Origin of the sequence: Shewanella frigidimarina (assembly GCF_003797125.1) — a bacterium.
In the GTDB taxonomy this organism is placed as follows: domain Bacteria; phylum Pseudomonadota; class Gammaproteobacteria; order Enterobacterales; family Shewanellaceae; genus Shewanella; species Shewanella frigidimarina.
On the sequence record NZ_RKKE01000006.1, the window covers coordinates 162,436 to 175,073 of the forward strand.

Below are 12,638 nucleotides of genomic sequence, written 5' to 3' on the forward strand. Positions count from 1 at the left end.
ATATACCTTAGCCATAATAAGTTAGAACACAGGAGCTTGAACCGGAACGATTAATATTTCACAACGACTATGATTTTGAACGTAATGCGGCACTGAGCCCAATAACTTGTTTATGCCTTTTTTCTTTTTTGCCCCAAATATGGCTAAATCAATATGTTGTGCTTCCAAAAAAGACACAACGCCATAATTTATCTCACCACAAATCACTTTGGTCTCAATGGGAAAATCAGTATCCAAATCGTTCACAAAAGCTTTCATCTGAAACTGAGCAGCATCAATATTTTTTTTGTTTTGATCTTTGATGATATCTAGATCAACAACGTTGTAGCCCACTGGATCGCCATAGAGTGTATAAGCGAGTACTTCTGGAACAACATTGAGTAATGTTAATGAAGCTTGATAGTAGTTAGCTAATTCTATTGCGCGTTTGCATGCATGCTTTGAATACAGAGAGAAATCCACCGCAACCACAATATTTTGATAGGGTTGCAATTGTTCTACCGCTTTTTCAAACTCTTGCTTTTCACGTAACCAGTCCCATGCTTGTTGCAGATTTTCTCGGTTAAAATAACGCACTTCACTAGATATTAAAAAAGGCTTCGCGATTAACGCCATCCAATGTTCCCAAGACTTATCGCCAACCATTGCAATGCGCTCAAAATCACTAAGGTGTTTCATACCAAACTTAATATCATCTATTGCGGCATCTAAATCCCAGCCGGAAAAATTATCAAACTCAAAAAGTAATGAGATTTTACCTAATCGTTTAATTTGCGTTTCAAGTTGGGGAAAGAATTGCTGGAAATCCTCAAGAGTTAGTTTTCCAGAAGCTCGCACAGCAATGGTATTGCCATCGAATACAGGTATAAATTGCAACATGGAATTTTCCTTCTATTTATGGATAGTTCACATCCAGAATGATGATAAAACATACTGCTCATTAACTTCATCTTAAAACCTTTTTTTATGCTGATTATTGATCAATGACATTATTTTATTATTCAATTTCGTTTATTTTTCGTACTCATCGATTACAGTTTTTCATTTGTTGTTTATCTGTATTTCAAGCCTATGCATAGCGCTATAATTGAATCAAAAAAACGGCCTACAGTGCGACTTAAAATTGATAAAAATCTAAAGTAATTAACGATTTGTTTATCGATTCAAGGAATCTTGATCGCAAGTCATTTATTGTTTCTTTGATGACTTGAAGGTCAAGCTAGGTATAAAGACTTATCGGATACATCACGAGGTTGATAATTCAACACTATGCGGCATATGAACAACAACGTCATTTATCTCGGGTGGGTCAGTTTTTTTACTGATTTCGCTTCGTCTATGGTCACAACTCTAGTGCCTTTATATGTTGTTTATATCCTCAACGAAGGCGTCGACAAACTGGGCATTATTATCGCAGCGGCAAGCTTTATCTCTTATTTTTTCAGAATATTGTTTGGTTACCTAAGTGACCGTTTTACGCTAGTCAAACCTTTGGTCGTAAGCGGTTATTTAATCTCCGCACTTACCAAGCCAATGTTGGCATTGACACAGGGTTACCTAGGAGTAGCAATAATCCGTGGCGTGGAACGTGTGGGTAAAGCTGTCCGCAGCGCCCCCAAAGATGCATTAATCAGCGCCTATAGTGAAACGAATTACTCTGGCAAAACCTTTGGCTTTCACAAAACAATGGATATAGCTGGTGAGCTTGGCGGCGCTATCTGTATTTTCCTCATCCTCACGTGGTTTACACTGGATAAAGACAGCATTCGGCTAATATTCGCCGCCACGTTGATCCCTGGTCTCATTGCTAGCGCCATCGCGTTATTTTTGGTTAAAGATATTCCTACTTCAATTCAAGCCAAAAATGAAAAACGCAAAGCGGTAATCAACCAACAAGACATGCGCTTATTGCCTTTGATTATCATTTACTTTATTTCACTATTTTTTATCTTGAGTGATCAGTTTCTGATCATTAAAGTTAAACAAGCGGGTTATTCTGTTTCCATTATTCCTCTATTTATCATTATCCTGACGCTAACCCAAACCTTATTCAGTTATTATAGTGGTGTAATAACGGACAAAATTGGCAACCACAAAATGCTGTTAATTGCCTTTGTATTCGGCACCCTATCTCTCCTAGCCTTATGGCAAGAATATTTATGGCTGTGTTTTATTTTATTGGGAATGTTTACGGTTATGTCACTTAACGCAATCAGAGCCTACATATCTCAATATGCTATTAGCAAAGCTTTCGTTTATGGCATCTTCTATGGTGGTATTGCATTAACTAGCTCGCTCGGAGCTATTATTGTTGCCCAATTATGGAAACAATTTGGATTTGAAACAGTTATCCTTTTTTCACTTTCTGGCATGATCATACTTTTGTTGGTACTGGCTGTTTGGATTTGGAAGAAACCAACTTATAAACATGAAGATAACGCTATTACATCTTTAGATATATAACCAACCCGCCACTAACAAAACCTATAACCTATTGTCATACAATGAAAATACGTTATTTTTAGTTAATACCCTTCAGCACTCAAATTGGGGGAATTGAAGGCTGTTGTGTTCAATTCTTGGGATGATCAGCTAAACACGCAAGCAAATAATTACAAAATATTGACTACAGGCTAACGCCCATTCAATCTTGATAATATTTGCTGCTTTTATGGCTTATCGACACGGAGTAATACTGGATAACAAACTGTTAACATACTAAGATTATGTTTCAAATATACCAACTACAAGGTTATAGGTCATAAAAATGAACAAAAAACTATTACTAACAATCGCAACTTTATCGCTGTCAACCAACGCCATAGCTAAAGACAATCTCTCAGAACATCATGCAACCGTCGCTGATAGCGTGGTCGCAGAACAAAGAGCAAATCTTGCCACTAGCACTAAAGGTGAGGGTTTTGGACCTCAGTCACCTCGAGATGTAAACTCACTTGTCGGTACTAATCCAATACAATTTTCTCAAGCCCCTTCTTTCACTAAAATGAATTTATGTAATATTCATTTTCATAAAAATGCTGAACACTCAGGTGGAGAGTTCACCACTTATGCAGGTAATGGCGATGGTAAAGGTTTCCAATCAGGTTTTAAGTATTCAGGTAAACTAAATAAAGCGGAATTAACGCCAACTAAAAATGCTATTTGCCCAAGTGAACATGGTGCTTTAACGGCTGGAGATACCATTGAAGTGCATTATGTACATTCAAGCGCACAAGTCGTACCTGGTCCAACATTAGGTGCTTGTTTAAATGATGCGATAAACAACCCGCAACTGCGAGTTGAAACTCAAGTGTTTGTGTTGGTCAATGACAATAAAGCGTTAGATTTTACAGCACTAACTGCATCAGAAATAAAACAAGGTTTTCATCAAGCGGTTAATATTCCAAATAATACCGGTGATGCAATTCAGTATAATGGCTCAACAACAGGCCCTGGTTATAATGAAATAGGCTCACCATTCCAAGTCTCTTGGAGTGTCCGTCCTAAAGTGGCAAAAGTGAATATTAACACTGTAGGCAAGTGGTGTGAGGGTAACGTCTTCAAGGAAGATCACGCTCATGGTGTGAGAAACCTAGTCACTAACCCAGCGCTACTGTCAGAAATCAAGTAAGCGCTATTAGCCGCAACCTTAGTTCGTGAAATTAAAAAGTCACAGATAGTATATCTGTGACTTTTTAATTTACATCTTTTAGGTAATTATCTATAACAAAAGGGCTAAAAAGCTTTTAAACACTATGTTTAAAAGCGATATACTCGCTATTTTTTTAACTAATCTATCAGTATGGGCATCGCTATTTATTTTGACGGTGGTGAAGGAGTTATGACTTTTACCGCGATTGTAGATTGATGATTCAGTTTTTAAGCAATTTTCGCATCGGAATGCAATCCAAACTAATTCCCCTTGGAGAATGATAAGTCGATACTTCATCACCAACAAAACCACAGGCACGGTAAAATGACGCTGCGTTCAGTGTAGATTCAAGTTGTAATAATTTCAGATCATTATCCAAGGCTAACTCTTCCAGAAAAACCAACATGGACTTTGCGGCCCCTTGGCCAGAATGGTCAGGATCGACAAAAATAGCGTCTATCATGCCAGTTTCGAGATTAACTTTACCGCATCCGATAACACGATCCTTGAATACTGATACAAAGAAGTTCGCTACAATATCATTAATCAATGCTGCTGAAATGTCGCCTTGTGTCCATAATGCCAACTGCGCTGAACTATAAAAGCCGGTGCATTTTTCAATAATAGCTCGGTTTCTCATGCTGTAAATAGATTGAACGTCAGACTCTAGCGCTTTTCTGATTTTCATCATAAATGACCTTGAATTAGTGACCTCATAAATGTAAATTACGGGTTTGATGACCAGCATCAATAATTGAATAAATCACACGTCCCCATTATCAATAACATAACGCTTAGCGTTTGTTTTAACAACCGTATTGCTCAATAGCACTAGTCTGTGCAATCTAAAACTTAACCATTAGATTAATCGCGTTACAGCCAAGCTCAAAACTGCAATAATAATGCTATGCGCAGTAACAGATTGATTATTCGACTACGTTAACGGCTTTATGCTTAATTTACTTCTAAATAGGATTTACTATGCGCGCTTTTGTCGTTCGAGCCAGAGCTGCTCCAGTTGATAGTCAACAATTTCTAGCCGCTATTGGTCATGAAGCTCACACTGAAATTTTAGCTCACACCTTAATGAATACCATTTTTGTCGCCCAATCTCATCGTGACGATGTTGTGGTGTATTTAGTGCTAGAAAGTACCCAAGACTTTTCTCGCACAATTTGCTTTCGTTCAAACGAATTAGGCCATATCGGTGGCTTCCACGAGCAAAACTTAACCAATAAAATAGCTAAAGCCTTAACGGCATCTAAAGGCATGGCGAAAGAACAGTTACGTGAAGTTGAAGCAGGAATTACGGTACGCACCGTGAGTTTCGAAAAATTGATACAGGAATTAACTGAAGATTATCAACTGTATATGTTAGAGAAAAAAGGTACACCAATACGTGATATAGAGTTTGCCGCTAACCCGTGTTTTTTACTCACCGATCACATCCCTATGCCTAAGAAGAGCTTTAATAGCCTTAAACGCCTGGGTACTCAACACATTAACTTAGGCCCTAAAATGCTGTTTGCATCGCAATGCGTGGTGCTGATCCACAATGAATTAGACATGAGATTGTAAATCAGTACGATTGAATAAAGGATAAAGTGTTGATGAATCAATGTGTGAGCCGATTAATCAACACGGAGCCAATCATTGTTCATGAGGTAACAATATAGTTGCGTAAATTAACTTCAAGCACTTGCTTGGCACACTGAATACGTATGCAAATCTTTGCTGTATAAACGAAAAACGTCTTATATTACTTGTTCTAAAGATAAAATAATAATCAACAAGGACATACTATGGCGCGCGTTTTATTTAACGGTGCAAATCCGCTATCCACACAGTCACACTTTGCACTTAATGTTATCGCAGTAGCTTGTGCTGTCGCGCTAACCACAATTCCCAGTCTCGCTCAAGCTAAAACTGTCAACGTCGAATCCCCAGACAAACATATCAATATCAGTTTGACTGATGATAATGGCCGTCCAGAATACCAAGTAAAATTTAATGACAATATTGTTATTAATCCAAGTAAATTAGGGTTGGTATTTCAACAGTTAGGTGAATTAGGTACTGATTTCAACATTAAACATGTGACTAACAGCAACGTAGACCAAACATGGCAGCAACCTTGGGGAGAACGTGAAAATATTCGTGACCATTACAACCGCGTGGTCGCCACCCTGAGTAACGGTAAAATTGACTTCGATATCGAATTTAAAGCGTTTAATGACGGTATTGGCTTTCGTTACCTGGTGCCAAAACAAACCGGGCTGGCTAACACACCGAAACTTGATATTACCGATGAATTAACTGAATTTGCCATCCCAGACCCACAACACACAACCGCATGGTGGATCCCCGCGCGCGGCTGGAACCGATATGAATATTTATACCGTACAACCTCACTTGATAAAATCGACCGAGCCCACACACCTATGACTTTTAGAACGGCTGATGGCGTGCATTTAAGCATCCATGAAGCCGCCCTCACCGATTATGCCGCAATGGTGCTTAATCAAGGGCGTGACGGTATTTTACGTGCTGATTTAACGCCTTGGTCGGACGGTATTCGAGTGAAGACTCAACCTGGCTTTTCAACACCTTGGCGTACGATTCAAATTGCTAAGGATGCCCCAGGTTTACTTAACTCAGACCTGATCCTTAATCTTAATGAACCTAATAAATTAGGTGATGTATCTTGGGTGCAACCGGGTAAATACGTTGGGATTTGGTGGGGAATGCACCTCAATGAAAACACCTGGGGAAGCGGCCCTAAGCATGGTGCAACCACCAGCGAAACCAAGCGGTATATGGATTTTGCCGCCCAATATGGGTTTGATGGGGTATTGGTTGAAGGTTGGAATGAAGGTTGGGATGGTAGTTGGTTCGATAACGGCGACGTGTTTAGCTTTACTAAAGCTTATCCTGATTTTGACATCGATGAGATAACTCAATATGGACACAGTAAAAATGTCCGTTTAATTGGCCATCATGAAACCTCTGGTTCAGTCACTAATTACCGAAATCAAATGAGTGATGCTTATGATTTATATCAAAAACATGGCGTGACTCAAGTTAAAACCGGTTACGTAGCAGACGGTGGAGACATTAAGCGCGTTGATGAAAATGGTATTGTGCGCCATGAATGGCACGACGGCCAATTTATGGTTAACGAATATCTACATAGCGTTACCGAAGCCGCAAAACGTGGTATTAGCATTAATACCCATGAGCCGATTAAAGATACCGGTTTACGTCGTACTTACCCAAATTGGATAGCACGCGAAGGCGCTCGAGGCCAAGAGTTTAATGCATGGGGAAGCCCACCTAATACTCCAGAACATACGGCAATTCTACCTTATACTCGTATGCTAGCTGGGCCGATGGACTTCACCCCAGGTATCTTTAATTTAGCGCCTGAAGGTCTAGATGCGGTAAACCGCGTGAAAACCACACTCACTAAGCAATTAGCCTTATATGTTGTGTTGTACAGCCCTATTCAAATGGCTGCAGACTTACCGCGTAACTATGTGCAACGTCTCGATGCTTTTCAGTTTATTCAAGATGTACCGACAGATTGGAGCGACAGTATCGCCCTTGCGGGTGAAATTGGTGACTATGTTGCCTTTGCAAGAAAACAGCGCGGTGCTGAAGACTGGTATCTAGGCGCATTAACAGATGAAGACTCACGAAAATTGACGTTAAAATTAGACTTCCTCACGCAGGGGAAACGCTACCAAGCCGAAATTTATCGTGACGGTGATAAAGCTGATTGGTTAACTAATCCATATGATTACGTGATTGAAACCAAAATCGTTACGGCAAATGACGCGATGACACTGAACTTAGCAGCCAGTGGGGGTACCGCGATTCGTTTTAAAGCCTTGTAACACTGGAATGTTACATAAGTGTTCGCATTAGGTTACTAACAAAGCATGAATACGTATGTAGTCAGTTGTACCAAGAACAAGCTCGAGGATACTATAAAACATGCTGTTTCGTTTCTAATTGCAGGATGGAATGGTTAGGTCGTTTCTGGTGTGTCTTCGACCATGGAGACTATCAGCTTTAGAGTACCTTCATTTACTTTATCCATTGATTATTTGACGAAAGTCGCTAATGGATAAAGCGTAGGTCTTGGCGAATACCCGTCTTAGGGAGATGCGTATTCGCCATTTTTTTAACTATTAATATGTAACGTAGCCATCTCAATGGTTATCAACGAATTCGCCATAAGAAGTAAAATTACAAGAAGTAAGCACAACGACTTACCAAAAAGGATGTCACATGTCTGGCAATAATCATAAAAACGTCACCCAACAACCGCAGCTTAATTTTTGGCAAATTTTCAATATGTGTTTTGGCTTTTTGGGGATCCAATTTGGTTTCGCACTGCAAAATGCCAATGTCAGCCGTATCTTTCAAACCTTAGGTGCATCTATTGATGATATTCCCATTTTATGGATTGCCGCACCGCTCACGGGCCTCATCGTACAACCTATTATTGGTTACTTAAGTGACAATACTTGGAATAGCCTTGGCCGTCGTCGCCCCTATTTTTTAATTGGTGCAGTATTAACCACATTGTCACTCTTTATCATGCCGCACTCGCCTACGTTATGGATTGCTGCGGGTATGTTGTGGATTATGGATGCCTCAATCAATATCGCCATGGAACCGTTTCGTGCTTTTGTCGGCGATAATCTACCAAAAAGCCAACGGACCCAAGGCTATGCAATGCAGAGCTTTTTCATTGGTATTGGCGCGGTGGTGGCATCTGCCTTGCCATATATTTTAACCAATGTATTTGATGTGGAAAATACCGCCCCAGCGGGCGAAATTGCCGACTCTGTACGCTATGCATTTTACTTTGGTGGCGCGGTACTAATGTTGGCCGTGGGTTGGACCATTATTTCAACCAAAGAATACTCTCCAGAGCAATTAGCTGAATTTCATCAACAAGACACCACTGACGCACAAGACACTAACGTCAATACGCGTACAGCCAAACAATATCAAAATGGTGCGATTATATGGATGGCGATTGGCGCCATTTTCACCCTCGCAATTGTTAGCCTAGATCTAGATAAGCAACTTTATATTTTAAGTTTGGGTATTTTTACCTTCGGACCGCTGCAACTTTACTGTTCGCGTAAGTTAGCCAAACTGTCAAACAGCAACACTGAGTCGTCAGTAACGCGCGACGGATTAGGCATGACGTTTAATGTTGTCGATGATTTGTTTCATATGCCCAAAGCCATGCGTCAGCTAGCACTGGTGCAGTTTTTTGCTTGGTTTGCCCTATTTGCAATGTGGATTTACACCACAGCGGCCGTTACTTCGTATCATTACGGCACCACTGATGTGGTATCCCAAGCCTATAATAACGGTGCAGATTGGGTCGGTATGTTGTTCGCGTCGTATAACGGCTTTGCTGCAATTGCTGCGATTATTATTCCGTTTCTAGCTAAGGCCGTCGGCATTAAACTCACCCATACCATCAACATGTTTATTGGCGGTGCGGGTCTCATCAGCTTTATGTTTATTGAAAACCCTAACCTGTTGTGGATACCAATGATTGGCGTCGGTTTTGCCTGGGCATCTATTCTATCGGTACCTTACGCCATGTTGTCTGGTGTATTACCCCCGAAAAAAATGGGCGTTTACATGGGAATTTTTAACTTCTTCATCGTAATTCCACAGCTGTTAGCGGCCAGTATTCTTGGCTTATTGCTTAAGGTATTTTTTGATGGACAACCAATTTACGCTTTAGTGCTAGGCGGGATATTTATGATGCTGTCGGGCATTGCGGTGCTATTTGTAGATCAAGACAAGCAAACACAATAAGGATTACCAGTCTTTGTCACTGGTAACTAGATTGAGATTATTATTTTGGGGAATTCCATGTTAAAACCACATTTACTCACGCATCGCAGTATCATAGCGAAAGCTGTTACGACCAGCATGATGGCTCTAGCCTTAAGTGCGTGCTCACCTGCAGATACTCAAGTAAACACACAAGCTCAAGTTGTTAACGTCGCACCCGGTACGCCAGGCACAGAACCTACTTGGGCGTTCTCAGGAAAAACTGGCATAGGCACATCTTACGAGCCCTATGTTAACGGCCATTATCAAGACACAGCTGCAAACCCGGTCAGTAAAGTATGGTTTTCGATTGCTCAAGGCGTATTAACCGAAACCATGTTTGGCCTTATTCACAATGCCCAGCTTAAAGAACTGCAATTTATTATCTCTGGCAAAGGCTTTGTCGATACTGAAAAAGACAATACTATCAGCACTATTGAGTATTTAGATACCGATGATATGGGACGACCATTATCGCTGGCTTATAAAGTCATCAATAAAGATGTTGAAGGTAAATACCAAATAGAAAAACATATATTTACCGATCCCGATAGAAGTAGCTTGATGATGAAAGTCACCTTTACTGCTTTTGAGGCTGGCATTACACCACACCTTTATGTCAATCCGCACATTGATAACAGTGGTGCCAATGACATTGCTAGAGTTGAAGGCCAATCGCTAGTGGCTTACACAAGTGACACTAACTCAACGGTAATGACGGTTAAAACAGATGTCGATTTTGTCGCCGCTAGCGCTGGGTTTGTCGGCACATCAGATGGTATTGTCGATTTACAAGATAACGGTAAACTTGATTATCATTACCAAACCACTAGCGACACCAATCAAGGCGGTAACGTCGCGCTAACCGCACAATACCCTACCCTCACCAATGCTAATGACAGCCTAAGCTTTAATTTGGTTATTGGTTTTGGTAAAGACAAAGCAAGCAGCTTAGCCACCACTCAAGCGACATTAGATGCGGGTTATGACGCCGTTAAACAAGCGTATTTAGGCGACGATAAACATCTTGGCTGGAAAGATTACTTAGCCTCGCTGAAGCCATTAAATGACATGAGCAGCAACACTAAAGATAACGGTAAATTACTCTATGCCAGCGCCTTAGTGTTAAAAGCTCAAGAAGATAAAACTCATGCTGGTGCGTTAATCGCATCACTTTCAAATCCTTGGGGCGACACGGTTTCAGCTAAAGTCGGTAGCACAGGCTATAAAGCGGTATGGCCACGTGATTTTTACCAATGTGCAATGGCATTTTTAGCCATGGGCGATACTCAAACACCCAAAGTGGCTTTTGAATATTTAAAGCAGGTTCAAGTTCAACAACAAACACCGGATTTTGCAGGTACACCTGGATGGTTTTTACAGAAAACCCATGTCGATGGTGAAATTGAATGGGTTGGCGTGCAGCTCGATCAAACTGCCATGCCAATCATGCTCGGCTGGAAACTGTGGCAAGCAGGTGTACTTAACGATACAGAAATAACCCAATGGTATAACGACATGCTTAAACCAGCCGCTAACTTTTTAGTTAAAGGCGGCAAAGTAAAACTGGATTGGAATGACACTAAAATTACTCCTCCAAGTACTCAACAAGAACGCTGGGAAGAACAAGCAGGATTCTCTCCATCCACAACTGCAGCCGTAATTGCCGGTTTAGTGGCTGCCAGTGATATTGGATCGCTAGCGAAAGATGAACAAGCACCTGAGTATGCCGATTTAGCACGTAAGCTACAACGTCAGCTCGAAACAACGATGGTCACCACCACAGGCTTATTAGGTCAAACAGATTCCAAAGGTAAAGCGGCACCTTATTATGTGCGCATTAGCCCAAATGGTAACCCTAATAACACCGATAAGCTCATTGATAACAATGGTAAACCTGGTTTAGATCAGCGCTTGATCCTCGACGGTGGATTTTTAGAATTAGTCCGTTATGGTGTGGTTAACGCTAAAGACCCTGTTATTAAAAACAGCGTCATGCTAATAGACAACCAAAATCTTGAAGATAACTTACGAGTTAAATACCAATTTACCGCCAAAGATGGCAGTAAAGTACCAGGATACCGCCGCTATGGTAATGATGGATACGGTGAAGACACTGTTACAGGCTTTAGCTACGCTGAAAAAGGCGACACCGAAAATCAACGAGGCCGAGTATGGCCCTTCTTTACCGGTGAACGCGGTCATTACGAATTAGCCTTAGCAAAAGCAAATGACACGTTAACCCCAGACACGAAGAAAGTTTTAATCAATACCTATGTTCAAGGCATGGAAACCTTTGCTAACCAAGGGTTAATGTTGCCAGAGCAAGCTTGGGACGGCGTAGGCAACGCGACTCGTTATAATTACAAAATGGGCCAAGGTACCAATACAGCAACACCGCTAGCGTGGACCCATGCTGAATACGTTAAATTGGTGCGTTCGATGACCGATGAAAAAGTATGGGACTTTTACCCTGTTGTACAACAAACACTCGCTAAATAGCACTGTATTAATCGCAATATATTGATGGCACTGTTATTAGCTTGTTCAATAAGCCGTTGTGACTCACAACGGCTTTATTTTTTGTGTGTATTATGAAACAAAACCTTGTTAATTCAACACTATCTTGTTACTAATACTCCAGATTAAAAAAAGTTAACGTTAAGGAACAACAAATGGATTGGTATGTAAAAGTATTGAAACAGTATTTTGATTTTAGCGGCCGTGCACGTCGCAAAGAATACTGGATGTTTGGATTAATCAGCGCCGTTATCAGTATCGTATTGACGCTATTAGACATGGGTGTCGGTTTGTACAGCGACGTTTACGGTGCTGGGGTATTAAGCTCAATTTATTCACTCGCCATCATGATCCCAAGTATCGCAGTGAGTGTCCGTCGTTTACACGACACAGACCATTCCGGTTGGTGGTTATTGTTGATATTTATTCCACTGCTTGGCGTATTAATTTTACTGGTTGTAATGTGCTTTAACAGTAAAGATGACAACGAGTATGGGCCAAATCCAAAAACAGTACCAAATCCAGACAGTCCGGATAATTTAGCGGTTTAGTCCTAAGAGACTGATTAACATCGTCGTTATCGTCAATACCACGA

9 protein-coding genes are annotated in these 12,638 nt (G+C 40.8%); 7 read left to right on the forward strand and 2 right to left on the reverse strand.

Annotation, left to right across the window (positions count from 1 at the left end; genetic code table 11):
• Window positions 1–21: 21 nt before the first annotated feature.
• Window positions 22–879 carry an STAS/SEC14 domain-containing protein gene (locus EGC86_RS16780; protein WP_123778308.1) on the reverse strand — a complete coding sequence of 286 codons (858 nt, stop codon included), beginning with the start codon at window positions 877–879 and terminating at the stop codon, window positions 22–24.
• Between the two features lie 399 nt (window positions 880–1,278).
• On the opposite strand from EGC86_RS16780, the gene EGC86_RS16785 reads away from it, so the two are divergent.
• Together EGC86_RS16785 and EGC86_RS16790 are read left to right on the forward strand one after the other, a co-directional pair.
• Window positions 1,279–2,463, forward strand: a complete 1,185-nt coding sequence (locus EGC86_RS16785) for an MFS transporter (RefSeq protein ID WP_245423175.1) — start codon at window positions 1,279–1,281, stop codon at window positions 2,461–2,463.
• Window positions 2,464–2,767: 304 nt separating this feature from the next.
• On the forward strand, window positions 2,768–3,631 hold the full coding sequence (locus EGC86_RS16790; protein ID WP_102036752.1) for a delta-class carbonic anhydrase: 864 nt from the start codon (window positions 2,768–2,770) through the stop codon (window positions 3,629–3,631).
• Window positions 3,632–3,872: 241 nt separating this feature from the next.
• Here EGC86_RS16790 and EGC86_RS16795 read toward each other — a convergent pair whose 3' ends face one another.
• Entirely contained in the window at window positions 3,873–4,343 is a 471-nt protein-coding gene (locus EGC86_RS16795; protein ID WP_123778310.1) for a GNAT family N-acetyltransferase, read from the reverse strand.
• 290 nt (window positions 4,344–4,633) lie between these two features.
• Between EGC86_RS16795 and trmY the strand changes: the two genes are divergently transcribed.
• The 5 genes from trmY (at window position 4,634) to EGC86_RS16820 (ending at window position 12,594) form a co-directional block, all read left to right on the forward strand.
• Window positions 4,634–5,230, forward strand: a complete 597-nt coding sequence (gene trmY / locus EGC86_RS16800) for a tRNA (pseudouridine(54)-N(1))-methyltransferase TrmY (RefSeq protein ID WP_123778311.1) — start codon at window positions 4,634–4,636, stop codon at window positions 5,228–5,230.
• Window positions 5,231–5,454: 224 nt separating this feature from the next.
• Complete coding sequence (locus EGC86_RS16805; protein WP_123778312.1) at window positions 5,455–7,548, forward strand: glycoside hydrolase family 97 protein; 2,094 nt, start codon at window positions 5,455–5,457, stop codon at window positions 7,546–7,548.
• Between the two features lie 397 nt (window positions 7,549–7,945).
• Complete coding sequence (locus EGC86_RS16810) at window positions 7,946–9,505, forward strand: MFS transporter (protein ID WP_123778313.1); 1,560 nt, start codon at window positions 7,946–7,948, stop codon at window positions 9,503–9,505.
• A gap of 57 nt (window positions 9,506–9,562) precedes the next feature.
• Entirely contained in the window at window positions 9,563–12,025 is a 2,463-nt protein-coding gene (locus EGC86_RS16815; protein ID WP_123778314.1) for a glucan 1,4-alpha-glucosidase, read from the forward strand.
• Between the two features lie 173 nt (window positions 12,026–12,198).
• Entirely contained in the window at window positions 12,199–12,594 is a 396-nt protein-coding gene (locus tag EGC86_RS16820) for a DUF805 domain-containing protein (protein ID WP_011637240.1), read from the forward strand.
• The last annotated feature ends 44 nt before the right edge of the window (window positions 12,595–12,638 follow it).

What these genes read in the sequence shown, in the direction of transcription:
- EGC86_RS16795 (WP_123778310.1), bottom strand. Translation starts at nt 4,343, where the DNA reads ATGATGAAAATCAGAAAAGCGCTAGAGTCTGACGTTCAATCTATTTAC.
- EGC86_RS16820 (WP_011637240.1), top strand. Translation starts at nt 12,199, where the DNA reads ATGGATTGGTATGTAAAAGTATTGAAACAGTATTTTGATTTTAGCGGC.
- EGC86_RS16790 (WP_102036752.1), top strand. Translation starts at nt 2,768, where the DNA reads ATGAACAAAAAACTATTACTAACAATCGCAACTTTATCGCTGTCAACC.
- trmY (WP_123778311.1), top strand. Translation starts at nt 4,634, where the DNA reads ATGCGCGCTTTTGTCGTTCGAGCCAGAGCTGCTCCAGTTGATAGTCAA.
- EGC86_RS16805 (WP_123778312.1), top strand. Translation starts at nt 5,455, where the DNA reads ATGGCGCGCGTTTTATTTAACGGTGCAAATCCGCTATCCACACAGTCA.
- EGC86_RS16815 (WP_123778314.1), top strand. Translation starts at nt 9,563, where the DNA reads ATGTTAAAACCACATTTACTCACGCATCGCAGTATCATAGCGAAAGCT.
- EGC86_RS16785 (WP_245423175.1), top strand. Translation starts at nt 1,279, where the DNA reads ATGAACAACAACGTCATTTATCTCGGGTGGGTCAGTTTTTTTACTGAT.
- EGC86_RS16810 (WP_123778313.1), top strand. Translation starts at nt 7,946, where the DNA reads ATGTCTGGCAATAATCATAAAAACGTCACCCAACAACCGCAGCTTAAT.
- EGC86_RS16780 (WP_123778308.1), bottom strand. Translation starts at nt 879, where the DNA reads ATGTTGCAATTTATACCTGTATTCGATGGCAATACCATTGCTGTGCGA.